This window comes from Campylobacter felis (assembly GCF_030250085.1).
Taxonomy (GTDB): Bacteria; Campylobacterota; Campylobacteria; order Campylobacterales; family Campylobacteraceae; genus Campylobacter_D; species Campylobacter_D upsaliensis.
Map to the genome: position 1 here is coordinate 1 of NZ_JANURX010000018.1, position 26,038 is coordinate 26,038.

23 protein-coding genes and 9 pseudogenes are annotated in these 26,038 nt (G+C 35.0%); 26 read left to right on the forward strand and 6 right to left on the reverse strand.

Annotated elements, in window-relative coordinates:
* Both NYG92_RS08170 and NYG92_RS08175 read right to left on the reverse strand, forming a co-directional pair.
* The coding region (locus NYG92_RS08170) for an autotransporter outer membrane beta-barrel domain-containing protein (protein WP_289234089.1) at window positions 1-1,872 on the reverse strand (1,872 nt) is incomplete at its 3' end.
* Between the two features lie 241 nt (window positions 1,873-2,113).
* On the reverse strand, window positions 2,114-2,650 hold the full coding sequence (locus NYG92_RS08175; RefSeq protein ID WP_289234090.1) for a gamma carbonic anhydrase family protein: 537 nt from the start codon (window positions 2,648-2,650) through the stop codon (window positions 2,114-2,116).
* Window positions 2,651-2,724: 74 nt separating this feature from the next.
* Here NYG92_RS08175 and NYG92_RS08180 point away from each other — a divergent pair, with 74 nt between their 5' ends.
* Window positions 2,725-3,360 carry a protein-L-isoaspartate(D-aspartate) O-methyltransferase gene (locus NYG92_RS08180; RefSeq protein ID WP_289234091.1) on the forward strand — a complete coding sequence of 212 codons (636 nt, stop codon included), beginning with the start codon at window positions 2,725-2,727 and terminating at the stop codon, window positions 3,358-3,360.
* On the opposite strand, the pseudogene NYG92_RS08185 reads toward NYG92_RS08180, so the two are convergent.
* Both NYG92_RS08185 and NYG92_RS08190 read right to left on the reverse strand, forming a co-directional pair.
* Window positions 3,357-4,643, reverse strand: a pseudogene (locus NYG92_RS08185) (aromatic amino acid transport family protein). The gene NYG92_RS08180 and the pseudogene NYG92_RS08185 overlap by 4 nt on opposite strands.
* Window positions 4,644-4,651: 8 nt before the next feature.
* A complete protein-coding gene (locus NYG92_RS08190) occupies window positions 4,652-5,812 on the reverse strand; it encodes a tetrahydrodipicolinate N-succinyltransferase N-terminal domain-containing protein (RefSeq protein WP_289234092.1) in 1,161 nt (386 codons plus the stop codon).
* A gap of 155 nt (window positions 5,813-5,967) precedes the next feature.
* On the opposite strand from NYG92_RS08190, the gene NYG92_RS08195 reads away from it, so the two are divergent.
* From NYG92_RS08195 to NYG92_RS08205, 3 genes and pseudogenes are all read left to right on the forward strand, one after another.
* Window positions 5,968-7,260: a hemolysin family protein gene (locus NYG92_RS08195; protein WP_289234106.1), complete on the forward strand. Its 1,293-nt coding sequence runs from the start codon at window positions 5,968-5,970 to the stop codon at window positions 7,258-7,260.
* Window positions 7,250-7,585, forward strand: coding sequence for a restriction endonuclease (locus NYG92_RS08200; protein WP_289234093.1), 336 nt, complete (start codon window positions 7,250-7,252; stop codon window positions 7,583-7,585). The genes NYG92_RS08195 and NYG92_RS08200 overlap by 11 nt, the downstream gene beginning before the upstream one ends.
* A 43-nt stretch (window positions 7,586-7,628) precedes the next feature.
* Window positions 7,629-8,613 (forward strand): annotated as a pseudogene (locus NYG92_RS08205) (Na+/H+ antiporter NhaC family protein); the annotation flags it as partial.
* 18 nt (window positions 8,614-8,631) lie between these two features.
* Here the strand turns inward: NYG92_RS08205 and ung are convergent.
* On the reverse strand, window positions 8,632-9,324 hold the full coding sequence (ung, locus tag NYG92_RS08210) for a uracil-DNA glycosylase (RefSeq protein ID WP_289234094.1): 693 nt from the start codon (window positions 9,322-9,324) through the stop codon (window positions 8,632-8,634).
* Window positions 9,325-9,491: 167 nt separating this feature from the next.
* On the opposite strand from ung, the gene NYG92_RS08215 reads away from it, so the two are divergent.
* From NYG92_RS08215 to NYG92_RS08310, 21 genes and pseudogenes are all read left to right on the forward strand, one after another.
* The gene (locus NYG92_RS08215; RefSeq protein WP_289234095.1) at window positions 9,492-10,904 is read left to right on the forward strand and encodes an aspartate ammonia-lyase; all 1,413 of its coding nucleotides are present in this window, start codon (window positions 9,492-9,494) and stop codon (window positions 10,902-10,904) included.
* A 24-nt stretch (window positions 10,905-10,928) separates the two neighbouring features.
* Complete coding sequence (locus NYG92_RS08220; RefSeq protein WP_289234096.1) at window positions 10,929-12,257, forward strand: anaerobic C4-dicarboxylate transporter; 1,329 nt, start codon at window positions 10,929-10,931, stop codon at window positions 12,255-12,257.
* A 67-nt stretch (window positions 12,258-12,324) separates the two neighbouring features.
* Window positions 12,325-13,677: a COG3014 family protein gene (locus NYG92_RS08225; protein ID WP_289234097.1), complete on the forward strand. Its 1,353-nt coding sequence runs from the start codon at window positions 12,325-12,327 to the stop codon at window positions 13,675-13,677.
* An 11-nt stretch (window positions 13,678-13,688) separates the two neighbouring features.
* Window positions 13,689-14,057, forward strand: coding sequence for a YcfL family putative periplasmic lipoprotein (locus NYG92_RS08230; RefSeq protein ID WP_432264808.1), 369 nt, complete (start codon window positions 13,689-13,691; stop codon window positions 14,055-14,057).
* Between the two features lie 10 nt (window positions 14,058-14,067).
* Entirely contained in the window at window positions 14,068-14,691 is a 624-nt protein-coding gene (lpoB, locus tag NYG92_RS08235) for a penicillin-binding protein activator LpoB (protein WP_289234098.1), read from the forward strand.
* Window positions 14,692-14,762: 71 nt separating this feature from the next.
* Complete coding sequence (locus tag NYG92_RS08240; RefSeq protein WP_289234099.1) at window positions 14,763-16,091, forward strand: DUF6844 domain-containing protein; 1,329 nt, start codon at window positions 14,763-14,765, stop codon at window positions 16,089-16,091.
* A gap of 10 nt (window positions 16,092-16,101) precedes the next feature.
* Window positions 16,102-17,304, forward strand: coding sequence for a CsgG/HfaB family protein (locus NYG92_RS08245; RefSeq protein WP_289234100.1), 1,203 nt, complete (start codon window positions 16,102-16,104; stop codon window positions 17,302-17,304).
* Window positions 17,305-17,410: 106 nt separating this feature from the next.
* Entirely contained in the window at window positions 17,411-17,719 is a 309-nt protein-coding gene (gene rplU, locus NYG92_RS08250) for a 50S ribosomal protein L21 (RefSeq protein ID WP_004276027.1), read from the forward strand.
* A gap of 9 nt (window positions 17,720-17,728) precedes the next feature.
* A complete protein-coding gene (gene rpmA / locus NYG92_RS08255) occupies window positions 17,729-17,983 on the forward strand; it encodes a 50S ribosomal protein L27 (RefSeq protein ID WP_002778821.1) in 255 nt (84 codons plus the stop codon).
* A 280-nt stretch (window positions 17,984-18,263) separates the two neighbouring features.
* Window positions 18,264-18,926, forward strand: coding sequence for an NYN domain-containing protein (locus NYG92_RS08260; RefSeq protein WP_289234101.1), 663 nt, complete (start codon window positions 18,264-18,266; stop codon window positions 18,924-18,926).
* 437 nt (window positions 18,927-19,363) lie between these two features.
* Window positions 19,364-20,797 (forward strand): annotated as a pseudogene (locus tag NYG92_RS08265) (transposase family protein); the annotation flags it as partial.
* 102 nt (window positions 20,798-20,899) lie between these two features.
* Window positions 20,900-20,965: pseudogene (locus NYG92_RS09195) on the forward strand (DUF7768 domain-containing protein); the annotation flags it as partial.
* 210 nt (window positions 20,966-21,175) lie between these two features.
* Window positions 21,176-21,577 (forward strand): host-nuclease inhibitor Gam family protein, encoded by a 402-nt coding sequence (locus NYG92_RS08270; RefSeq protein WP_289234102.1) that lies wholly within the window; start codon window positions 21,176-21,178, stop codon window positions 21,575-21,577.
* Window positions 21,578-21,634: 57 nt separating this feature from the next.
* Window positions 21,635-22,594, forward strand: a pseudogene (locus tag NYG92_RS08275) (AAA family ATPase).
* The gene (locus NYG92_RS08280; protein WP_270977875.1) at window positions 22,591-22,743 is read left to right on the forward strand and encodes a hypothetical protein; all 153 of its coding nucleotides are present in this window, start codon (window positions 22,591-22,593) and stop codon (window positions 22,741-22,743) included. Before NYG92_RS08275 ends, NYG92_RS08280 begins: the two are co-directional and overlap by 4 nt.
* A 109-nt stretch (window positions 22,744-22,852) precedes the next feature.
* Window positions 22,853-23,476, forward strand: coding sequence for a hypothetical protein (locus NYG92_RS08285; RefSeq protein ID WP_289234103.1), 624 nt, complete (start codon window positions 22,853-22,855; stop codon window positions 23,474-23,476).
* Between the two features lie 63 nt (window positions 23,477-23,539).
* Window positions 23,540-23,962, forward strand: a pseudogene (locus tag NYG92_RS08290) (phage protein GemA/Gp16 family protein).
* A gap of 62 nt (window positions 23,963-24,024) precedes the next feature.
* A pseudogene (locus tag NYG92_RS08295) lies at window positions 24,025-24,306 on the forward strand (Mor transcription activator family protein).
* A gap of 73 nt (window positions 24,307-24,379) precedes the next feature.
* Window positions 24,380-24,610 carry a hypothetical protein gene (locus tag NYG92_RS08300; protein WP_270966664.1) on the forward strand — a complete coding sequence of 77 codons (231 nt, stop codon included), beginning with the start codon at window positions 24,380-24,382 and terminating at the stop codon, window positions 24,608-24,610.
* Window positions 24,611-24,646: 36 nt separating this feature from the next.
* On the forward strand, window positions 24,647-24,838 hold the full coding sequence (locus NYG92_RS08305) for a hypothetical protein (RefSeq protein ID WP_289234104.1): 192 nt from the start codon (window positions 24,647-24,649) through the stop codon (window positions 24,836-24,838).
* Between the two features lie 90 nt (window positions 24,839-24,928).
* Window positions 24,929-25,138: a hypothetical protein gene (locus NYG92_RS08310; protein ID WP_289234105.1), complete on the forward strand. Its 210-nt coding sequence runs from the start codon at window positions 24,929-24,931 to the stop codon at window positions 25,136-25,138.
* On the opposite strand, the pseudogene NYG92_RS08315 reads toward NYG92_RS08310, so the two are convergent.
* Window positions 25,116-25,572: pseudogene (locus NYG92_RS08315) on the reverse strand (phage late control D family protein); the annotation flags it as partial. The gene NYG92_RS08310 and the pseudogene NYG92_RS08315 sit on opposite strands and share 23 nt — an antisense overlap.
* Here NYG92_RS08315 and NYG92_RS08320 point away from each other — a divergent pair.
* Window positions 25,558-25,854 (forward strand): annotated as a pseudogene (locus tag NYG92_RS08320) (DNA gyrase subunit B); the annotation flags it as partial. The pseudogenes NYG92_RS08315 and NYG92_RS08320 overlap by 15 nt on opposite strands.
* Window positions 25,855-26,038 lie beyond the last annotated feature (184 nt).

A 26,038-nucleotide genomic window follows, 5' to 3' on the forward strand; every position in this document is an offset into this window, starting at 1 on the left:
AGTGGTGGCTTCTCTTAGCATCCTTGAGAGATTGACATTTCTTACTCTTTGAGAATAAATAATAGATTGTGCTAGGGTTCTACCACTTAGCTCATCTCTATTAATGATAGCTCTATAGCGACCCTTACCCCCGTAATTTTCAAAGGTATAAATGCCTGAAACAGAATAGAGTTTATTAATATCTATACCTTGACCATTATTAATTTTATCTCCTACACTATTGCCGTTTTTATCTGCGATGAGGCTATAAGCATCATAGGTTTCATCTACATCTAAATTATGTGTGCTAACAAAAGCATTTTCTAAGCTAATGTTTGCATAATTTCCATCTACAAGTAAGGCATTGTTTTTTCTCTCTTCTGCTGTGGTATATTCTTCTTTATTAAAATACCAAATAGGGATATTAAGCTTACCATTTTTGTTATTTTCTATATGGACACCATTTGCTGTTTTACCTATCTCTCCTATGGTTTGAAAATCTTTTGTCCCTTCAGTCCTTCTAAAGTCATTAAGAACAGTTAAAGTTCCGCCGTCATTGATGATACCCTTTGTGATTGTGCCTTGATTTGTTATCTTGGTTGTGTTTTTATTTGTATTTGTAAAGGTAGTGATAGTGCCTTGGTTATTTATCGCTACTCCATTTGTATTATTTAGAGTTGTGATAGTGCCAGCATTATTAAGTGAGCCACCTTTAAGATCGAGTTTAGCGATTTCGCCGCCATTATTTACAGAGCCGCCATTAAAATCTAGATCGCTGATTTTACCCTGATTGTTGATAGTTAAGTCATTGTTTGATGTGAGTTTATCGATACTAGCACCATTATTATTATTCACAACGGCACTACCTTGCTTTTTGCTCACATCTAGTGATGATACTGCTCCATTATTAGTAATGTCGCCCTTTTTGTTATCGATAGTGAGTTGTCCGCTAGTGAGTGTGGTGGTGATCGTGCCGCCATTATTGTTAAATGTTACTGTGTTTTCTCCGTTAGTATTTTTATCAACTTTGGAGATTAAGCCATCGTATGTGCCTTGAGTTTGATTGTTGAACTTATTATTAGTAGTGAAGCTTGCTGTTTGTTTATCATTTGTTAGGGTGATATTTTTTATCTCTCCTTTGTATTGTTTAAAGGTTCCATTTTGTAAGACAAGATTAGCTACCACGCCATCATGCTCGGCTTGGCTCATATTATCTTGGGCGCCTAGGTGAAATTCTCCACCTTTTAGATTTAGAGTCCCTACACTGCCGCCTCTTTGATAGAACTTACCATTTTGGAGATTAAAAGTGTCTATATTGACATTTTTGAAGATGTGAGAGTTGCTATTTTGGGTGGTTTGGTTGAGGGTGCTTATGGTGAGTGTGTCGGTGTTGTCATTATTGACCCTTATATGTAGGCGTTCGGCGGTATTGTTTAAAGTGTCTATCGTGCTTTTACCGCCTAGCTTGATTTCAAATTTCACATCGCCTTTAAGATCAAAAGTTCCGATAGTGAGATCACGGTTAGTGAGATTACTGTTCATACTACTACGCTCCTCCTTCATATTTTGCCAAGGGGCGTTTCCATTCGTTTTTTTATAATCGAATTTAAGGTAATCCACTTGTGCACCTTGCTTAAATTTCCAATTGAACTGATTAAAGTTCGTGTTATTTTTATAAGCAAGGGCAACGCTTAGATAATAGTAGTGATGCGTCCCAGTATAATGGGTTTCATTATCAGCACTCCACCCTGTTGTGTTCATAAATTGTTTTTCAAATTCTCCTTCTTTTGTAATAGTTTTCCAGTATATGGTATAAACATTGTTTTTATTATTAAAATGAGAGATAAGATCGTTTGCGTCATTTTGAGGTGGCATAGGAGTTTGTGCTTGCAATCCTATACATACAAGCGAAATGGCACAAGCGATAGACAGAGGGAGCTTGATACAGGGACTTAAAGAGAGATTATTCCCCCCCCCCCCCCCCCGTGAGAGTTTGGTTGAAATTTCTGCATTATTAAACCTTTTATAAATGAGATAAAATTTATCTGCAATTATAAAGAAAAATTAATGAAAAGTAAAGAGAAATTTGAAAAATCGTTTTTTTTTTTTTTGTAAAAGCCTAGAAAATAGGCTTTTAGGTAACGGAGCTTTCTTTCAAAAAGGCATTTTTAAATTCAACATAATTTTGAGCGGATATTTTAAGAAAATCGACTTCTTCTTGGCTTAATTCTCTTACAAATTTGGCTGGATTGCCTAGTATTAAGGAGCGAGGAGGGAATTTTTTATGCTTAGTTACCACGCTTCCTGCACCTACTATGCTATCCTCCTCTATACAAGCGCCGTCCATTATAGTGGAGTTCATACCGACTAAAACGCGGTTTTTAATCTCGCAAGCGTGAATTACGCAGTTATGCCCTATGCTAACATCATCGCCTATAATGGTAGGATAGCCCTTATCGTTAGGTTCTCTATGCCAAATGTGGATAGTCGTTAAATCCTGTATGTTGGTCCTTTTGCCTATTTTGATGAAGTTAAAATCGGCTCTTAAAACGCAGTTAAACCATACGCTACTATCTTCATCAAGCTCGACTTCACCGATGACTTTCGCGCCTTGTGCTATGAAAACTTTATCACCCACTTGAGGCGTTTTGCCTTGAAATTTGATAAGCATTTTTTCTCCTTTTCGTTAAGTATAGCTAAAAAATTTAACCTTTTTCGTTACAATTTCTCTTTTTAGGAGTGAAAATGAACGCATTTGAGCAAAAACGCTGTCAAGCTATGGCGGAGGAAATCGCTACAAAAACCTTTATCAATGAAGAGCTTTTTAACGCCTTTTGCCAAGTGCCTAGAGAAATTTTTTCTCCACTTAAAGCCCACGCTTATAGCCTTAATGCCCTGCCTTTGGCAAATTCGCAGTGGATAAGCTCACCTTTAACGGTGGCTAAGATGACTATGGCATTACAATATAAAGATGCTGATAGTGTGCTAGAAATAGGCTGTGGAAGTGGGTATCAAGCGGCGATTTTAAGTCGTGTGATAAGACGCGTTTTTACCATAGAGCGTATAGAAAGACTTGCGAAAAGTGCGGCAAATACCTTTAGGGAACTTGGCTTTTTAAATATCAATGTCCGCTTTGATGATGGACAAAATGGCTGGAAAAATTATGCGCCTTATGATAGGATTTTATTTTCCGCTTATGCGACTTCTATCCCTGAAATTTTACTCGACCAGCTTAGTGATGGGGGGATTTTAGTCGCACCCATTTTACATAATGGCAAACAATTTATCACAAGAATTAGCAAAAATGGCACAAATTTACAAAAAGAAATTTTAGAGGAATGCCTTTTTGTGCCTGTTGTCGATGGTAAAGAACAGCTTTAAAAGCTGTAAATTACCGTGATGATAGTGAGTAAGCCTGTCGCAAAGACAAACAAATCTAAAGGCTTATTTTGAAATTTCTTAAGTTTTGAAATGCTATAAATCGCAATCATAGGCATTAAAAATAAAATCGCCGCTATAATAGGACCGCCAAGCTTTTCTATAAAATCTAAAACGCTAGGATTATAAAAGCCTACAAGTAGCATAATGATATACATCACGCTTCCGCAAATGAGCTTGATGAGCTTTTGATTAGGATTTAAAATTCCTGTCATTTTGCAGCTATACCATAAGCACCCTCTCTCGCACCAAAATAATGCCCAAAAAATGAACTTGTAATCGCCAAAAACGCCACCAAACCATAAGCGATGATAGGATTATCAAGCTTATTAGCAAAATACGGGGATATTTTGCGCTCTAGCGTCGCTAAATTCCTCACCGCTTAAGGAAAGCACACAAGAAAAGACAAAAAACATCACAAAAATAAGTAGCATAATGGAGGTTTTGAAAAGAATTTGATTAGCTTTTTCTATGCTTTTATGCTCTTTATAGTGCCTTTTTACGCTTAAAGTAAAGGTTGAAATGGCTGGGGAGTGATTGAAGGAAAAAACTAAAACAGGTAAGGTAAGCCAAACTATGGTGATAAATTCTTTAAAATGAGGGATTTGCGTAAAGCTTTCTAAATTCCAGTGAGGGATAAGATAGAGTAAAAATAAAAATAAAATCAAGCATAAAGGATAAACAAGCCATTCGCAAATTTTTGTGATAAGTTCTTCGCTTAGAAGCATTACTAGCATAAACGAACTTACCAAAATAAACACAAGCAAAGCTCTATAAAATGGGGTAAGGTTGGCTATGATTTTGCCATTTCACTTGTGCTTACGCTATAAATGCTTTGGATAAATTCGGCTATATTTTCACTTGCTAAAGGCATAAACTGATGATAAATAAAGCTTTCAAAGGTATTACTAATCCCCACACAATACGCAAGGCATATAGGAAAAATCGCGAAAAAATAAAGCACGGAGATAAATAAAGCCGTTTTTCTACCAAAATACTCCTCCGCAGCGTGCGTGATGTCCTTATCTGCTCCATTTGCCTGAGAGACAAAACGACTCAAGGCTCTATGGCTAAGATACACCATAGGGAAAATGATAAAACACATCGCTATGACGGGTAAAACACCTCCAGTCCCAGCTTTAATGGGTAAATATAAAATCCCAGCTCCCACAGCCGTGCCAAAAAAGAGAAAGCATCCACCTCGTGTCAAATTTATATGTTTTCATAGCTTACCTTAATGCAAGGCGGCGTTGAGTGTGATGGCTTTTTTATTAAAACCCACTATCATCGCCCCACTAATGCTATCTTGTCTAAAATGCAGGGCGTTAAGGTTTTTAAGCTCTATGCCTTTATAAATTTCTTTATTAAAATCAAAGCCTAGATTGACTTTTTGAAGCTCTTCTTTGTCTTTGAGTAAAAATTTCGTCCCCTCAAGCACCGCAATGCCAGCATCAATTATACAATTATCCCCCAAAGGTATGCCCGTAACAGAATTTGCACCTAAAAGACAAGCCTTACCTACGCTTATGGCATTACCACTTGTGCCGCTTAAAACGCCTAGTATAGACGCTCCGCCTCCTATGTCGCTACCCTCGCCCACTATGGCACTTGAGCTTATACGCCCCTCGACCATACAAGCACCCGTTGTGCCTGCGTTAAAATTCACATAAGAAGCGCCGGGCATTATAGTCGTGCCAGCAGCTAAAACTGCACCCATACGCACTTTAGAACTCTCTAAAATGCGTGTATTATCTTCAGGGATAATGTGAGCTAAAAAGCGAGGGAATTTATCGACAAAATCGATTTTAGGATATTGCCTACTCATTTTAAGACGCATTTCATTTTCTCTTAAATACTCAAGCTCGATAGGCTTATCCTCACTCCAAGCGACATTATGAAGCAAACCAAAAGCACCGTTTAGATTAAGCCCTCTTAAAGGCACTTTTTTAGAAGAAAGCAAATAAAGCTTAAGATACACGCTCTCCACACTTAAAGGCTCTTTATCATCAAAAAGGCACACGAAGGCGAATTCATCATCTTTGAATTTGTCTTTAATGATTTTAAGTAAGTCTATATTTTTATGCCCCTCTTCTTCTAAAAAAGGCTTAAAGCAAGAAAGGGCAAAGTCAATATCCTCAAGCTTTAAAAGCCCTACAAATTCGCTTTTGCTAAAGTCAAGCTCCACGCCACGCCTTGCAAAAGCCTCAAGCATAATAGCCGCTGAGGCATAATTTTGCTCGTAATTAATGAGAGCAAAAGAGGCTTGTAGGATTTTATTTTTATTAAGCTGTCCTCTATCTAGCCTTGCTATGCCAAAGGCGTAAGGCTTTTTGTAGTTTGCTTTTTGCTCGATTTGCTTTACCAAAAGCAAAAAGTCTTCTTTAGTGTTTATCATCACTTATCCTTTTAAAAAAATGCCTCAATTTTAACTTTTTTTGTTTAATAATTTTTGTGAAAATTGTAGTTTTTGTGTATAATGACGCATTTATTTTCTAAGGAGTTTCATTGGACCCCAGTCAAATCGCTACTGATACTAGCTATTCTATCTTTATGATTTTTGTTGCACTTGCTTTAGTTTTTTTAAATGGTTTTTTCGTTTTGTCTGAATTTAGCATTGTTAAGGTTCGCCGTTCTAAGCTTGAAGAAATGGTTAAAGAAAAAAAGCCTAATGCTAAAAAGGCTTTAGATGTAACTTCAAAGCTTGATACTTATCTAAGTGCTTGTCAGCTTGGCATTACCTTAAGCTCGCTCGCACTTGGCTGGATAGGAGAACCTGCCATTGCTAAAATGCTTGAAGTTCCGCTTTTAAATTTGGGTTTAAATGCTGTTTTAATCCACACCATAGCTTTTGTTATCGCTTTTAGTATTATCACCCTTTTGCATGTCGTTTTAGGGGAGCTTGTGCCTAAAAGTATAGCCATAGCCATAGCGGATAAAGCCGTGCTTTGGGTGGCTAGACCTTTGCACTGGTTTTGGATTTTATTTTTACCTTGTATTAAAATTTTTGATATTTTGGCGACTTTAACGCTTAAAATTTTTGGCATTAAACCTGCTAAAGAACACGAGCTAACGCATAGTGAAGAAGAGATTAAAATCATAGCAAGTGAAAGTCAAAAAGGCGGGGTTTTAGATGAATTTGAAACGGAGATTATTCGCAATGCTGTTGATTTTAGTGATACGGTTGCAAAGGAAGTGATGACGCCCAGAAAAGATATGATATGTCTTAACAAGCAAAAATCTTATAGTGAAAATATGCAAATTATTTGTGAGCATAAGCATACGCGTTTCCCTTATATAGACGGCTCTAAGGATACGATCTTGGGTATGGTGCATATAAGAGATATTGTGCAAAATGAACTAAATGCAAAAAGTGAAAATTTGGAAAATTTTGTCAAGCCGCTTATTTTAGTGCCTGAAAATCTTAGCGTTTCAAAAGTGCTTGTGATGATGAATAAGGAGCGTTCGCACACAGCCTTAGTGATTGACGAATATGGCGGCACGGCGGGACTTTTGACTATGGAAGATATTATGGAGGAGATTATCGGCGAGATTAAAAGCGAACACGAAGAAGATAATTATAAAAAACTTGCCGATAATATTTACGAATTTCAAGGGCGTTGTGATATAGAAAAAGTCGAGGAGCTTTTACTCATCACTTATGATGAGGATTTAGAGCAAGTTACCATAGGGGGTTATGTCTTTAATCTTTTAGGTCGTTTGCCTGTGATAGGCGATAGAATAGAGGACGAGCTTTGTTATTATGAAGTGAAAAAAATGGATGGAAATTCTATTGAAAGAGTGAAGGTCGTCAAAAAAACAAAAACTGAAGAGAGTGAAGACTAAATTCACTCTAAGTTCTTTTTTGATTAAAACCACAAAATGGGGATTAAATAATTCTTTTCGATTTGATAAAATTAATCCAAAATACAATTATGACTACATTATTTTTGGGCATTGTGTGCGTTATTACATCATAAATAAAAAGCAAGACTATCACTACAATCATACTTTAAGAAAAGAATACATTAAGGTTAATGGCAAAGATAAACAACTTGTGATGATGAATCCGGGCAATCAGGTTAATCTTAAGCTTACGCTAAATTTAAAAGAGTTGAAACCTATTGCAAATTTTGCAAACGAACTTTATGCTATTTTTACATCAATCTAAGAAAGATTTTCTAAAATACTTCTTTTAAATTTAAAGGAAAACTATGCTTTTAACAAATCCCATTATATCAGTGTTTTGGTGATGATAATCCTTTGTTTGCTTCGCTTTAATGTCTTATTAAGTGTGCTAATTTCTGCTTTAATCGCCGGACTTGTCGCACAAGTGCCTATGCTTGAAACTATGAATACCCTCATTGATGGTATGAAAGGTAATTTACAAACAGCTCTTAGCTATATCTTACTAGGGGCTATTGCGGCGGCGATTTCTAAGACAAATTTAACGGCTTTTTTGATTAAAATCGTCAGCCATTTTATCTCGCATAAAAAATATTTACTTGTGCTTTCTTTGGCGATAATTGCTTGTTTTTCACAAAATTTAGTGCCTATCCACGTGGCTTTTGTGCCGATTTTAATCCCCCCTTTGCTCGTGCTTTTCAATAAGCTTAAAATTGACCGCAGGGGCGTTGCTTGTGCTTTGACCTTTGGGCTTACCACGCCTTATATGGTTTTGCCTCTAGGTTTTGGACTTATTTTTCAAAATTTACTTGTGGATAATTTAAATCAAAATGGCGTAGCCGTGAATTTGAGCGATGTAACAAGCACGATGTTCTTGGCGGCTTTTTGTATGCTTTTTGGTCTTTTAACTTCTATTTTTATCTTTTATTCTAAGCCTAAAGAGTATCAAGAAATAGCTATTGAAAATATGGATTATGAAAATATTCAAATGACGCGTAAGGAGTGGGGCGTTTTAGCGGAGTTAGCTATAAAAAAGTAGATTTAGTCTTTGATGATGGGTTTAAGCGGCTGGCTATGGCGAGGTTTTAAAACAAAGTGGAGTGGTAGAGGAGCTTGTAAATTCCGTTATCCCTTTTGTTGAGGGGAATAAATTTTTGGCTATTTTTGCTATGCTTTTTTATAGGACTCATCATAGGCACTTCTTTTGGCACTATCCCTATTATAGCGACTTTATTTTGTCCTATTTGCTTAGAGCTTGACTTTTCTGCGAGTTTGATTATTTTCATCATCGGCACTTTCATCGCAATGTTCTTATAAGTCCCATTTTATAGGTTCTTTGCCTAGTTTTTCTAAGAGAACATTACTTTTAGAAAAATGCCTGCACCCTAAAAAACCCTGCCTAGCAAGAGGGCTTGGGTGTGCCGCTTCTAGGATAAAATGCTTTCGTGTATCGATGAGGCTTTTTTTACTCTGTGCAAATTTACCCCATAAAATGAAAATGAGTCCCTCTTTTTTAAGACTTAGTTTTTTAATAATATTATCGCTAAATTCTTGCCAACCCCATAAACTATGGCTTAAAGGCTTATTCTCCTCTACGCTAAAAATAGCATTTAAAAGCAAAACGCCTTGCCTAGCCCACGCACTTAAATCACCATTTTGAGGGATTTTAACTCCTAAATCCGCATTTAATTCTTTAAAAATATTTCTAAGACTTGGAGGAATTTTCACGCCCCTTGGCACGGAAAAACTAAGTCCCATAGCCTGATGCGGCGCGTGGTAGGGGTCTTGACCCAAAAGGACAATTTTGAGCTTGTTTAGGGGGGTGAGATTGAAGGCGTTGAAGGTGAGCTTGGCCGGTGGGTAGATAACCTTACCCTGTTCTAAAGCCTCAATGTAGCGCTTTTTGATGCCCAAAAAATAGGGCTTTGTAAATTCTTCTTTCAAAAATTCTCGCCAATCGGCGTTGATTTTGATGTTTTGAGGATTGAGGGTGATTTCTCGCATGTTTTTTCCATAAAAATTAAATTTATATGTCTATTTTAGCATTCTATGAGAGGGAATTTTAAATAAAACCAAATTAATCTCATTAAGTTTTTGTTTATTTTTTAAATGATAGAATTTTTTAAATCTCAGGCCTCGCCTAAGATAATCTAAATTTAGAAAGGTTCACAATGGGGACAAGAAAAGAGCACGATTTTATCGGTGAGCTAGAAATTTCCGATGATGTGTATTATGGAGTGCAGACCTTTAGAGCGCTTGAAAATTTCCATATGAGTGGAAGAAGCTTAAAGAACTATCCTTTCTTCATTAAGGCTTTTGCGCAAGTTAAAAAAGCTGCAGCTTTAGCAAATAAAGAAGTGGGCGTTTTGGATGCGGATAAGGCAGACGCTCTTGCAAAGGCTTGTGATAGACTTATTGCAGGTGAGTTTTTAGACCAGTTTGTTGTCGATATGATTCAAGGCGGTGCTGGCACAAGCACAAATATGAATGTTAATGAAGTTTTAACAAATATCGCATTGGAGAGTATGGGACATAAAAAAGGCGAATATCAATATCTCCATCCAAACGACCATACAAATTTAGGGCAATCTACAAATGACACTTATCCAAGCTCTATTAAAGTTGCTACACACGCTAAGCTTGGCGACTTACTTAAGGCTATGGAAGAGCTTAAAAACGAGCTTGAAATCAAAGCAAAAGAATATAAAGATATGATTAAAATGGGTAGGACTGAACTTGAAGACGCTGTTCCTACAACTTTGGGTAATACTTTTGGCGCCTTTGCGGGCTATATTAAAAGTGATATAGAAAAATTAACTCGTGCAAGAGAATCAATGGCTGTTCTAAATCTAGGTGCAACTGCAATAGGAACAGGAATTAACTGCCATCCCGATTACAAAAACATCGTAGAAAAAAATCTCCAGTCCATCACGGGCGTCAATTTCACTCCTGCTGAAGATTTAATCGCGGCAACTCAAGACACAGCGGACTTTGTTTATGTAAGCGGTTGTCTAAAAACTGCCGCAGTAAGACTTTCTAAAATTGCAAATGACTTAAGACTTATGAACTCAGGTCCTAGATGTGGATTAGGTGAAATTACCCTCCCCGCGATGCAGCCCGGAAGTTCTATTATGCCAGGTAAAGTTAATCCTGTAATTTGTGAGGTTGTTGGTGAGGCTTGTTATGAAGTTATTGGCAACGATGTTACAATTATGCTTTGCTCTGAAAGAGGTGAATTTGAACTTAATGCTTTTGAGCCCGGCATTGCTTATGCTTTGTTTAACTCACTCATCCTACTTGAAAATGCCGTGAAAACCCTAACCCATAAAGCCATAAAGGGTTTGAAGGCTAACCCTGAAGCCTGCAAAAAACTCGTGCTAAATTCCATCGGTATCGTTACAGCCTTTAATCCTGTCCTAGGCTATGAAAAGTCCGCTAGTATTGCGAAAGAAGCCCTGCAAACGGGCAAGGCAGTGGGAGATATTTGTTTGGAGAGGGGCTATCTTTCTAAGGAAGAAATCGATAGGGTTTTGGCGCCTGAAAATATGCTAAACCCTCAAATGAAAGAAAAGCGCAAAGCTTAATCAAGCTAGAATTTAAGGACAACTATGGATATTATGCTTATTTTACAGCTGATCGTCCTGTTTGGGGCGATTTTTATCGGGATCAGACTGGGAGGCATAGCTATTGGCTATGCGGGTGGTCTTGGGGTCGTGATTTTATCGCTTGTTTTGGGGATGAAGCCTGGAAGCATTCCTTGGGACGTCATTTTAATCATTGCCGCGGCTATTGCGGCGATTTCAGCGATGCAACAGGCGGGTGGTTTGGATTATATGGTGCGGGTGGTTGAAAAATTTTTAAGGGCAAACCCTAAATTCATCAACTACCTAGCCCCCGCTTGTGGGTGGTTGCTCACTATTTTGGCTGGAACGGGAAATGCGGTCTTTTCCCTAATGCCCGTTGTTGTTGATGTGGCAAAATCGCAAAATATCAAGCCCTCAGTGCCCCTATCTTTGATGGTTGTTTCTTCACAAATTGGCATCACTGCCTCCCCTGTGAGCGCGGCTGTGGTTTATATGAGTGGTGTTTTGGAGGGCTTTGGGTGGAATTATCCTACCTTGATAGGAATTTGGATGGCTACAACCTTCATCGCTTGTATGCTGACCGCCTTCATTGTGAGCCTCATTACTCCGCTTGATTTGAGTAAAGATGTGGTGTATCAAGAGCGTTTAAAGGCTGGACTTGTTAAAGATGCGGGCGAGGTTTTGCACGGCACAGATAAGCCGGGTGCGAAGCTTTCTGTGGGAATTTTCTTAATCACCGTTTTGACTGTGGTTTTATACGCGACTGCGATTTCTAAAAATATCGCTTGGATTGACCCTGTGATTATGGAAAGAGATGCGGCGATTATGAGTTTTTTACTTGCGGCGGCGACTTTGATCACTTGGCTTTGCAAGGTTGAGCCGGGAAAAATTTTAGAAACCGGTGTATTTAAAAGCGGCATGACGGCTTGCGTGTGCGTTTTTGGCGTGGCTTGGCTGGGAAATACCTTCGTGGCTGGGCATGAGCAAGCGATTAAAGATGTGGCGGGAGAATGGGTTAAACAAACTCCGGCCATGCTTGCGGTAGCCTTTTTCTTTGCGAGCATGCTGCTTTATTCTCAAGCGGCGAAGGCAATCACTCCCGTTATCATCACGGCTTTGGGGATTACAGCGACTAATCCGGGCAATTCTTACATGCTTGTGGCGTGCTTTGCGGCGGTTTCGGCGCTTTTTGTGCTTCCCACCTACCCCACTTTGCTGGGTGCTGTGCAGATGGACGATACGGGTACAACGCGCATAGGAAAATTCATATTCAACCACGCCTTCTTTTTGCCGGGCGTTTTGGCTATTGCGATTGCTGTGGCTTTAGGCTTCTTAGTTATTTCACTATTTTAATTCAATTCCCGCTTGAGCGGAAATTTTTTTGCTATAATTTTCTCATTGATTTTAGTAAGGAGTTTTAATGAATTTCAAATTAGGTTTAATTTTTATAGGTGCTTTGCTTTTTAGTGCTTGTTCTAATGGTGCCAAAAATAATGCGACCTTTGAAAATGCTTTAATAAACAAATATTGCAACGAGGAAATTTTCGCTACAAATTTACAAAAATTAGAACAAAATGACGATGTCATTTACACAGGCTTAAATGCAGGCTTAATCGCTAGAAATTGCGGTGATTTTAATAAAAGTAATGTCTTTTTTGATAAGGCTGAAGAGTCTTATAAATACGATGTGGATTTACAAAATGTCGGCAAAAAGGGTGCTAAGGTCGTTGCAACAACTTTAATTAATGATACCATAGTCGATTATGAGGGTTCTTTGTATGAAAGAATTATGGTTAATGTTTATAAGGGTTTGAATTTTATGAGTCTTAATGACTATGCAAATGCTAGAGTGGAATTTAATCGTGCCTTAATGAGGCAGGACAAAGCTAAAGAATATTTTGCTAAAGAGATAGAAAAAAATAGAGAAGAGCTTAAAAAAGCCAAAGAAGATCCAAATTATAAACAAAATATGAACGAAAATGCTAAAGCTATTGATAAAGAATATGCGCATTTGTTTGAGGCTTTTGACACAACAAAAAACTTCGTTAATCCTTATGCAACCTATTTGGCTTCTGTATTTTTCTTTATGGACAATGATTTTAGAAAGGCGGGAGGGCTTTTTAGAGAGGTCGCTGCTATCAATTCTAAAAATGCCGAAATCGTAAAACAAGCCAAGTTTTTCAAAAGTGCCTCAAGCAAAAGCTCTAAAAGCAAGAAAAAATACATTTTTGTCGTTTATGAAAATGGCTTTGGCGTGATGAAGGACGACTTTACTTTAACACTTCCTTTTTTGGTCGATAAGAAAATCATTAGCACAAGCGTAGCCTTACAAACATTGAAAAAAAGAGAAGGCTCTTTTGAATTTATAGAAGCAAATGGAGCAAAAACTTCTCAATTTGTTGATTTAGATAACATTGTCGCAACAGAATTTAAAATCAATATGCCGGCAATGATCAGCAAGGCTTTAGCACAAACAATTCTTAAAACAACATTAAATTTAGCGGTAGCAAATAACGACTCCACAGGCGGTTGGCTCACTTTAGCAAGTTCTGTTGCCACAGCGACGACAAATAGAGCTGATGTAAGAAGCTGGAGAGGCTTACCAAAAAGAATTTCTGTGGCTATGGTAGAAAATAAAGGCGAAATTAGCGTAAAAAATCCTCAAGGAGCAGAACTTTTCAGCTCAAAGCTCGACAAGAAAAAAAATGCTCTTGTAATCGTGCGTTCCTTCTCGCCTGTGCTACCTGTCAATGTTCAAGTGATTGAAAAATAAGGGTTAAAAAGATGAAAAAATATATTTTACTTTTTGCCGTGCTTTTTTTATGCGCTTGCACTCCTATGCAACAAAATTCAAATGAATTTGCTAACGCAAATTTAAGCTCAAATTTACCTAAAAGCCTTGTCAAACAAATCAAACAACGCATTAATAACAATGGCTTTTTAGAGGTCGAACTCATTCTAAAAAGCACTTTTGCTAAAGATGTGTTTTATAAGGTAAATTGGCTAGACAAAGACGGCTTTGTGCTTAAAAATTCCGTTAAAGAAGACTATGAATTTATAAGAATTCCAGCAGGTCAAGAGGTGATTTTAAAAAAACTTGCTTTTGATAAAAGAGCGGTCGATTTTAGAATCGATATGAAAACAAAAAATTAAAGGAAAAACAATGAAAAAAACAAAAATTTTAACAGCATTTTTAGCAGGATCTTTATTTTTAGGGGGTTGTGTGCAAAGCACTTACACAGATGGCAAAGCCTCTCAAGTCAAAAAGGGCGATGCGCTTACTTTAGGACTTGATAGAGAAGATTTTGAAAATGCAGCTGAAACGATGATAAATAGTATGCTTAGCGATCCAGCTTTTGCGAATATTAAGCCCGGAACTAGAAAGGTTATTGCCATTGGTAGGGTTATTAATGATACTCCACAAAGGATAGACACCGAAAAATTAACCGCTAAAATTACTACCGCTTTAAGAAAATCGGGCAAATTTGTGCTAACTTCAGCCGTAGCAGCTGGTGGGGCACTTGATAGTATGAGCGAAGATGTAAGAGAGCTTAGAGATAATGATGAGTTTAATCAAACCACCATAGCTAAAAAAGGCACACTTGTCTCTCCTGACTTTTCTTTAGCAGGTAAAATCCGTCAAGATAATGTCAAATTAAGCAATGGTAAAACTCAAGTAGAATACTTCTTCTTACTAAGACTTACAGACTTAAATTCAGGGCTTGTATATTGGGAAGATGAGCAAACGATAGACAAAACAGGTTCAAGCAAAAGTGTAACTTGGTAAATTTTTAAACCTCAAGTCGCCCAAGTTTCGACGAAGCTTGGGCTTTTTTTATGACTATAAAAAGGAAAAAAATGAAAAAAATATTAATTAACTCTTTAATTCTCGTAAGTTTTTTATATGCAAAACCCATAGAAATTTCACAAAATGACATTAATTTACAAAATGAGCTTTCAGACGCTAGTCAAAAAGACATTAGCCCTCAAAGCTTAGATGACTTTTTTGATGAATTTGCACAAAAATATAATATAGAATATTCTCAAACAAAGGACGGCAAGACCTTCTATACGGGAGAGGCAGAAGTTTTACTTAAAGAAAATGACCCTGAATTTGCTAAGGCTTTATCGGTGGCTTATCAAAGGGCGATTTTAAATTTACAAAGAAATTTCATAAAAGATACTTTTGGAAGAAGTGCAACAGAAAGAATTTCAAAATACTATGCGGACAATTCTACCAATGCAAAAGAATTTGAAGAGCTTTCTAAAGGCGGGACTATGGAGCAAATTTTTGACAAATTAACGCAATTAGTGGGTGCGAAGCTTGATACTGCCTTGCAAGATCTGGGGATTAATGCGGAGGGCTTGAGTGAAGAGCGTAAAAAAACCTTACTTAAAGATGAATTTTTAAGTAAAACCATAGTCAATGCCGTAGGACAAATGAGTGGCTTAGTCCCTGTGCAAAGCGTCATCACACATAAAAATGGTGCTTACCGCATAGGTGTTGTAGCTGTCATCTCCAATAAAATGCGTCAAATTGCTCGCGATATGGCACTTGGTAGAGAAAGTCTTATTAAAGGTAAGGGTAAAAATATAATGGAATATTTACCTAAAGAAAACGCAGGCTTTGTAAATGAGTATGGAATTCGCCTTGTTTATGATGAAAATGGTTCGCCTGTGATTTTAAGCTACGGGCATTGGGGATTTGTGCCAAATGCAAACGATGCAAGAATTACAAATCGCTTAGAGAGTGCCTCTAAAGAAAGTGCATTAAATCAAGCCGATGCGGCGATTATTGAATTTATAAATCTTAATGTAAGCTTAAAAGATGAACAAACTACAGGAGATAGCTTTGAGCAAAGCATTAAACAAAGCGTTAGCGTTAATGATGGTAGCACGGAGGAAATAGAAAGCACAATGGCAAATGTGATTGATAAAATCAATCAACAAGTCAAAACCAAATCAAGCGGTAAAATTCGCGGAATTCGCACTTTAAAACGCTGGAGTTTCACGGCAGAAAATGGCGTGGAGCATATGGGCGTTGTGAGAGCTTATTCTTTCGCTAATCTTAAAAATACCAACGAAATGCTTCAGCAAAAACCAAATTCTCAAGGCACAAATTCTAAATCAAGCGGAGAAAAGGTGCAAAGAAGCTCTAATATTGTCAATAGCATAGATGATTTTTAAGGAGTGAGTGATGAAAGTCATTAAAATTCTTTTCTTAAGCTTATTTTTAAGCTTAAGCCTTAATGCGAAAGTAGTAACTTCAACTAACACCAAATCAAGCACAGGTGAGGGAGTGGGCTTAACAAGAGAAGAGGCGATTAATAATGCCATTATTGAAGCAGTCGGTAAAATGGGCGGAGTTAATATAAATTCCCTTAGAAAGTCTAACTCAAGCGTTTTTTCAAATGGCTTAGATACGACTATACAAGATCATTATAGTGAGCAAATTTCAAAAGCGACTAAGGGCAGAGTGGATAGCTATGAGATCAATAGCATCGAGCAAGATGAAAATGGCAAATATATGGCTAATGTTACGATTTTCAAAACTACAACAACTAAGAAATATCAAGCTCCCGGACTAAGTGCGGATAATCGTAGAAGCATCAGCGTCTTTGACTCCACACCAGACCCCACAAAAAGAGGAATTGGTGCTGCTTTACAACAAAAAATCATCACAAATTTACTTCAAAGTAGGAAATTTAATGTCTTAGATAGAGATTCAAATGGCTACTATGAAATGGAAAAAGCTTTAATCCAAAGTGGCAACGCAGCAAAAGACGAAATTTACAAACTTAAAAATGTGCTAGGGACAGATTATATTTTACTTTTTTCAATTTCTGCACTTGATGGAAAACAAAAAACGAGTAATCTTATAGGAAAAAGCAAAATGGAAGCGGAAGTTGTGATAGATTACCGTGTGCTTTTATTTGCAACAAGGCAAATCAAATTCGCCAACACACTCTCAACGAAAGTGGCTCTTAAAGATGATAGTTTAAGCACAAACGAGCAGGTTTTAGGTCAAATTGCCCGTCAAATTTCTAATGATATTTTAAATGCCATTTATCCCTTAAAAGTAGCTGGTGTGGAAAATGGTGAAATCATTTTTTCACAAAGCTTAAATCAAGGCGATGTTTATGAGTGCTTTTCTTTAGGCAAAGCTATCAAAGATTCTTACACAAAAGAAACCACAGGCAGAATAGAAACAAAAAGTGGTAGCATAGAAGTAACACGCTCCACGCCCAAACTCTCTTACGCGAAAATCACAGAGGGTAGCGTTAAAGTGGGCGATATATGTCGTCCCTTAAGCAATAGTGGAAGCGGAAATGGCTATACAATAGGACGCGATGCAAATTATAAGGTCGAAGAAGGAGGTGGCGTAAATCTTGGCTTTTAATAAAATTTAAAGCTAATTTTTATATAATAAGCCCTTTTATAACTACTAGAGCTTTTAAATCCAAATTTTTGGTGCTTTGTAGGACTACCATTTTAAAGGAAGAGCAATGTATGCTATTATCAAACACAGCGGAAAGCAGTATAAGCTTAGCGTAGGCGATGAGCTTAAATTAGACCGCTTTGAAGCTGAAGAGAAATCTAGCATTGAAGTGAGCGAAGTGCTTGCGATCAATGATAAGGAATTAAAGGTAGGTGCGCCTTTTGTAGCGGGTGCAAAGGTCATTTTAGAAGTGATTAATCACGGCAGGGATAAAAAAGTCGTGATTTATAAAAAAAGACGCAGAAAAGATTCTAAGCTTAAAAAAGGTTTTAGAAGGTCTTTCACACGCGTCAAAGTTAAAGAAATCAAAGCTTAAGGAGTAAAAATGGCACACAAGAAAGGTCAAGGCTCAACGCAAAATAACCGCGACTCCATAGGTCGCCGTTTGGGTGTGAAAAAATTTGGTGGCGAATTTGTCCGTGCGGGAAATATCATCATCCGCCAAAGAGGCACAGCAACTCACGCTGGAAATAATGTAGGCATAGGTAAAGATCATACCATTTTCGCTTTAATTGACGGCTTTGTCAAATTTGAAAGAAAAGACAAAGATAGAAAAAAAGTCTCCGTTTATCCTGCGTAAATTTGGGGGAGTTTATTCTCCCCTTTTTTCTCTTATTTTTTATTCCTCTATTTTTAAATGCTTTTTTACAATAAAGAGTATATGTATTGACAAATTGTTTTTTTTGTTAAGATCTGGCATTTTGATAGAAAGGAGGACAATAAAATGCCAAAAAGCAATCCAAGACCACCTAATGGTCCAAGCACTACTGGTAATCCAAGTGGTGGCGGCAATAACCCGCCTAAAAAATAATTAAAAATTCCTCCTCCTAAATTAAGGGGGAGTTTCAAAAGGAAAAACAATGGAAAATAAAAATGTAGCCATTTTCATCGATGCGGAAAATATTAGCTTTAAATATGCCAAAGATATTTTTAATATTGCTTCAAGTTATGAAGAACTTATCATTAAAAGGATTTACGCAGATTGGAGAAGTCCAGCACTAAGTGGCTGGAAAGATGAAATCGCCGAACATTCTATCATTGCGATACAAAATTTCAAATTTAACCGCAAAAATTCAAGTGATATGCACTTAATGACAGATGCGATGAGTATATTTTATGAAAAAGATGTTGAAATTTTCATCATAGTTTCAAGCGATAGCGACTATATCCCCCTAACACAAAAACTAAGAGAGAGCAAAAAGCAAGTTATAGGTATGGGAGAAAATAAAGCGAACAAATTTTATATTAATGCCTTTAGCGCTTTTCACTATTTAGACAAAAAAGAAGAAAAAAGCGACAAAGTCATCAAAGAGCTTTTTGCTATTATCAATCAATTGATTGAGGAGAAAAATCGTGCTGAATATGCCCAAATTTCTTTAATGATGAAACGCAAATATCCTGATTTTAATCCACAAAATTACGGTTGCCCAAGCTTTAGAAAGCTTATGAATAAATTTGTCAAAGACAAATATCAAGAAGAAATCGCCGATGACAATACCACATTTTATCTTGTTAAAAAATGAAGCTTACAAAATTTTGCCTTCAATCGTAGGCAAGATTAATTAAAAAGCTTGTTTAAAAATTTATCAGTAGCTCTATCAATTAACTCATCACTTTTATTTAGGGCTTTATCTGTAATTTTATTGTTATTTTATCCGCTTTTTTCTTTAGTTTCTTTCTTTTCTGTGGCATTTGTTGGCGGAAAGATAAAAATACACTTTTTGGCGTAATTTTATCTTTCCCTAAACTTTAAACTTAAATACATTTTGTTATAAATTATAATTTCCTATAGCTTAAATCATAAGTTTCAACAACTCTGCCTATGATTTTTATTTCTTCATCTTCTTTTATAATAATGGGTAAATAATTTTTGTTATCTCTAATCAAAAATAAAGGTTGTTTTTGATCTTTTCACAAAAACTTTATAAGTGAAAATAATACAAATTGCATTATTGAAAAGAAAAATTTAAATTTAACAGAGCCAAAAATAAATGATGATTTGGCTGTTTTAAATTTAAAATTTGAAAATTTAAGCGATGGGCTTAAAGAAGATGTAAAAAACAAAATAAAATTACTTAAACAAGTAGAAAAATATATTGAAGGTGGATTGAAATAAAAGAGGGCTTTGGAGATATGTGGAGTTTCTAAAATGGAAATTTTTAGAATTCGCAAAGCATATAAAGAAAATGGCATTCTAGGTCTTGTCGATACAAAAGGTTTTTACCGCAAAAATAAAACAAAACTTAGCACTTGGATGCAAGAATATTCTTTAAGAGAATACCGCATCTTTGCATCAGGTGGATTTAATTTCACTGAACTTTGGTGGCAAATTCATAAGGAGACAACTACTAAAGAAAAATATGACCTTATAGGATTTGATTTAGGATAGGTAAAACCACTTTTTAGTGTAAAAACCTTACAAAACTTTATTAAAAACTACTACAAAGATAAACCATTGGAACATTACATTATTACTCAAGGTTTAGATAAAGCAAAAAGTAAGTTTTTACCAGCACAAGGTAATCAAAGAAAGCTTTATGACATGAAAAACATGTATTGGCAAATAGATAGCTCCCCAGCTGATTTTATAGTTAGAGATGATATTGCATTAGAACCTTTCCGCCCTCACATCTTAAGTATCGTTGATGTCTTTAGTGGTGTGGGTGTGGCTACTTTAGCAAGTAAATCAAATTCTTTAAGCCTAACTAGACTTTTATGGAAAGCTATAGATAAGTTTGGAAAATCTGATATGATAAAAGGAGATAATGGAAAAGATTATCTTTCTAAAGATTTTCAAAGCTTACTTGATGGGCTTAATATAAGCTATGATGCAGCTATTGCTTATGCAGGAGAGCAAAAAGCTTTAGTTGAAAGACGCTTTGGGACACTTCAACATGCAGGAATTTCTAAAATGCATGGATATATTGGTAATAATCTTGCTAAAAGAGAAATGATAGAACAAAAACTCCTAAGAAAGAAAGAAAAGCTAAAGATGAATACGGCTTTGCTAAAAAAACTAATCAAAAATTACTTCTTACCTTCAGCGAAGCTTGTGAGCTTTTGGAAGCTGAAGTGATTAAATGGAACATAAGCAAAGTTCGCCGTAAAAAAGGCATTAACTTTGAAGGTAGAGTTTATAAAAGTGCTTTAATGCCAAGCGTAGGCACAAGGGTTAAATGTGTGCAAAATATCGACAATGTCAAAGAACTTTTCATTTATGATTTAAGCGGAAACTTCCTTTGTCTAGCTCTTGATGAAAGTATAACTAAGCTTAGCAAAGAAAGCTTTAAAATGTTAAAAAAGGCTATGAAAGTGAAGTTAAAGCCATTAAAGAAGTTCTTAAAAAGATGAGACTGCCGCCTTTACTAAACTTAATATTAAACAAGATTTACAAAGTGCTTAAATTAAAGCACTTTAATTGTGTTTTTTCTTTTTAAGTCTTTTTTGCAAAAACTTAAAAAGGGTAAAACCCTAAAATTATTAGAAAGGAAAATTCATGGCAATAGTTTATATCGCTTCTCCTTATAAAGCTTTAGCAGTAAGAGAAAGTCAAAGAAAAGCTTAGGCTATTAGCATAGCCCAGCAAGTTTGACTTCGCAATGTGGCAAAGCCACCTTTTGCGATAAGGAGCTACGCTCCCTTAACCCACCTCCGCGACACTGCGTGAAAAAAGGTTTAAGGATAATCAAGAAAAGAACTAAACACGCAATGCTTTTAAGATATGGCGTGGTTCTTTGGGATTATCAAATTAACAAATTTAAAAGGAGAATAGATGCAAATAAATAATTTAGAAGATGTCAATCTTGCATTTAAAAAAGTGGCAGAGCTTAGTGTAAAAATAGAAAAGATTAATGGCGAGGTGACTTTAGCTTACAATGAGATTAAAGAAGCTCGTGCAGGAGAGATTAAGGTTTTAAGTGATGAACTTAAATACATAGAGCAGTGCATTACAACCTTTTGTGAAAATAATAAATACGAGTTTGCAGAAAAAAGAAGTAAAGAATTTACCTTTGGCAAGATTGGTTACCGTCTAAGTAAAAGCGTTTCTTTACCAAGAGTGAAAGAAAAATTTGACAATTTAATCAAAGCTTTAAAAAGCTATGGTCTTAAAAGAGTGGTAAAAGATAATTTTAGAATAGAGCCAAAGATTGAAAGCTTAGAAATTCAAAACTAAAAATTTAACAAAGCTCGTTTTTTAATGGGCTTGATTAAGTTTTGGCAAGGAAAAAAGATGAATTTGGATTTTTTAAATGAGTTTAAGTTAAAAAATAAAGATTTAAACGAGAAATTAGAGTTTTTAATCCCTAATTTTAGTTAAAAAGCAATAACTACTATTTATGCAAATGGTGGCAGTGGAAAAAGTTATTTAAGTGCCGCCATTTCTAAAACACTTTGCAAAGATGCAAGGGTTAAAAGCATCGTTTATGCTGACATGGATAATCCTTTAAATGTTTTAAATGAAAGAGGTTTTGGTGAACTTATTTTAAATGAAAGCAAATTCACTTATATTCACAGATCAAGCTTAAAAACTTCAGCTTATGAGCTTTTAGAAATGATTGAAGGCAAAGGCGTAGCAGGAAGCTATGAAGGGGTTTTATTTGTACTTGATTCTTTACGCAATTTTGCAGATATTGATAATGATACTAAAATGATGTCTTTAATGTCTTTACTCATGAATTTAAGAGAATGTGGGGCAACCATTATGGCTTTGCACCATTCTACAAAAGATGGTAGAGCTTTTAAAGACTTAAATCATATTAGAAACTCAAGCGATTGCATGTATTTTTTACAAAAAGTGGCTAACTTAGAACAAGGCTTTGAAGTATTGCTTAGTGTGCAAAAAGAAAGAGCAGGAATTAAAGATCAAGCCTTTTTTATCAATACAAAAACTCTAAATATTAAAAACACCGACTTGCAAAACGCTAAAATCAGCGATAAAGAAGAAGCTTTTATAGATAAAGTTTTAAAGCTTTTAAACGAAAAAAGCCTAAGCACAAGTGAGATTTTATCGGCTCTTGATGTAAGTAGGAGTGATAATTTTTCAAGGAATACTTTAGAGAAATTTAAAGGTGTTTTTTGGGAAAGTGAGCTTGGCGGAGAGAATGGTCGCACTTTTGTTTGGAAAAGTTTAAAAGCTGACAATAAAGACAGCAACGACAAAGAATTAAGCTTATTTGGGGATGAGTTATGAAATTTAACCCTCCAAGCAAAGAAGATTTAATTAAAGCCATTGATGAGTTTAATGCTAAAAACTCTTGCTCTATCCCTTATTTTATAGCAGATAGCTTTATAAATTACTATAAGCAAGACGATGGAAGGTGGCTAATAAAAAGCCTTTAAAATGTTGGAAAAGAGCGCTTAATTCAACTTGGCTTCCAAAGTTAGCGAACAAATACAAAAATAAAGATAAGCAAAAAGCTTTAGCTTCTTGGCTAGAAGAGGAGTTTTAATGGATAATGCAAAAGAGGTGCTAAAAGAGCTTTTTGGTATTAGCGAAGTTCAAGCTGTGGCCATAGAAAAACTTTATTTTAAAGCTAAAACACCAAAAGATATACTAGGCTTTAAAAAATACTATGATTTAACCATGCTAAAAAAACAATTTGTTGGCACAAGTTATGAGAAACTTTCTCTTGTGTGCGCCTTTGCAGAGCTTGATTTAAACTTAAGGTACAAAAATATAGAGTCTTTTTTAGAATGGCTTTTCATTTCATTTTCAAATCGTTTTATTTTTCAAACAAAAAAAGGAGATTTCTCATATTCTTTTGCACTTAGATATTATGATGGTAACATTGTTTATGATGAGTTAGGAAAGCCTGTTTTAAAGCATGTTGATTGCGGAGATAATCTTTATTTTATCAATACCAATAAAGAGCTTTGTGATGAGCAAAGAAAACCCCTTAATGTAGGAGAGTTTTATAATAAGCTAGTTGAATATATGTTTAAAAACCAAGATAAAATCATTTTTGATAATAAAATTGAAATAAGCCCTGTTATTAAAACTCAAATTCCTAGCCAAACTAAAATAAATAAAGATTACGAGCAAAGCTATTTAGAATACAAAAAATCAAAATAAGCTTTATAATGCAAATATTGATAAATTCACTTCAAAACTAGAGCAAATTTTAAAGGCTAAAAAATGAATACTCAAAACACTTTAAAAAAGCACTTAATTAAAATCATTCATACTTTAAGAAAAGATGCTAACTTAAGCGATGATGAAAGCTATCGCTGGGTTTTAAATGAAAGATATGGCAAAGCTTCAAGTAAGGATTTAAGCATAGATGAACTTAGAGACTTTGCTATAACTTTGGGCTATGATGAGAATTTTTTTTAAAAAAACAAGATATTTTAAAAAAAGAAAACGCTAAAAGCGGGAGGGCTACAAAAAAGCAACTTAATATAATACAAGCCATTTGGAGCAAAAATGCTAAAATCCTACTCAGTGGGCTTTAAGAGAGTTTATTAATAATATTATTAAAAAACGACCTTTGCACCTTTGGTTTTAAGTATAGAAGATGCTAATAAAGTCATTTTAGGGCTTAAAAATTTAGAAAAATAAGTATCAATGAAAAAAATTGACTTTTTGCTATAATTTGTAAAAACACTCAAATAGGACTAACATTGCTTAGCAATAATGAATACTTTGAATATTTTATTGATTTTGTAAAAACAATGATAAGAGAGAAATTTTAAAGAATTTGGCGGTGCAAATATTTACATACCAAGCTATAAAACTCTGCTTAGAGATGAAGAATTAAAACAAGATTTTTAAACGCTTATAAAAGAGGGTTTAACCACAAAAAATGCAAGTAATAAATGTGCTAAAAATACGATTTAAGTTTAAATGCGGTGTATTTAATCACTAAAGAACTAAGAGAAAATTTAGAACCAAGTTTATTTTAATTTTTCTTTAATTTTTACTAAATTTAATATATTATTATATATTATACAGATGTATGATAAAACAAGGAGATGAATGATGACTGCAGAGGATATTAAAAGAATTTTTGAAAATAAATTAAATGAGAGAATAAAAAATCAAAAAGTAGTATTTACTAAGAATGAAAATGAAAGACCGCATAATGGTAGTAGTAAAGAAATTGCAAAATTTCTTGCAAGTTTAAAAGATGACACTATTATAAAAGAAGTAGTAGAAAATACTAGCAATCAAGCTATATCACTTGTGAGAGAATATAAGAATGTCTAAAATCGCTCAACCTTTTTGCATTTTGATGCCACAAAGATGCATTCTCTCATTTTGTTTTTTCAAAAAACTTTTGCTAAAAGCTATGAAAAGCAATCTAAAGATCAAGTTTCGCTTACAAAAGAATTTGAAGAAAAAATTATAAATGAAATTTTAGAACAGTATATTGATTATGCTATTGCTTACGAACTTGTAGTAGAAGATGTTTGTCCTTATAAAATTTTAGCATAGTATGGATATTTACTGGCCGATGCTCTTTATATTGAACAAAAAGAACTTGCTATTTTATCAATATCAACTTCCATTATATGTATGTTAAAATTGTTAGAAATTGAAAGTGTAAAATTAGAGGATGCATTTCATAAAAAAGCTCTACAAATGGCTGTATCTGAACTTAAAGGCAATCATATGAAATCAGAAGAATCTAATAAAAAACAACATACAAAAATAGGATTAGGAATGAATGGTTTATATATGATGTTTAGAACAGCATCAATTTGTAAAAAAATCAACTCTCAAACTCCACACTAATTATATAAGCTTGGTCATTAAAACTATGATTCACACTTTTAATACTAAATTCATAATGATCCATATTAATATCTTTAATCTTAAGTTTTCCACCTGCTCTTATTTCACGCCCAATAAGCTCACATCTTCCATTTAATCCACCTTTTTGAAGCTCATTGAGTTTCGCTTGTGCTTTTTAAAAGCTTCATTATCATTTTTTGGTTTGTGAGATTTGCATTTTATATACATTTTCTCCACTTCCTAAATCAAAACATATACTATACAAAAATTCTAAATTACTTTGATTATTTTGTAAAATGCTTACTATATTTTGATTTTTAAATGATTCTCGTTTGCGATTTTTCTTGCTATGGTAAAAAGAGTAGTGTTTTCAAAGCTTCTTGTCTTTTTTCTTTTATATTAACACTGCCTTTTCCACTAAAATTAAAGAACGAGAGCTAAATTTTGAAAGAGATATTTTAGACATTCTTGATGAGGTAGAGAAAAATGCCAAAAAAGGTGCTTACATACAACGCTACAAAGGCTTAGGCGAGATGAACCCTGAACAACTTTGGGAAACGACTATGGATCCTAGCATAAGAAGACTTTTAAAAATTACTATTGAAGATGCCCAGCGTACAAATGATACCTTTAATCTTTTTATGGGTGATGAGGTTGAGCCAAGGCGTGATTATATCCAAGCCCACGCAAAAGATGTTAAGCATTTAGATGTGTGAAGTTATTGACAACTTCACATTTCAACTCCCATTTTTCCATATTTTACAAAAAAAACAATTTTTCGAATTTCTCTTTACTTTTCATTAATTTTTCTTTATAATTGCAGATAAATTTTATCTCATTTATAAAAGGTTTAATAATGCAGAAATTTCAACCAAACTCTCACGGGGGGGGGGGGGGGGG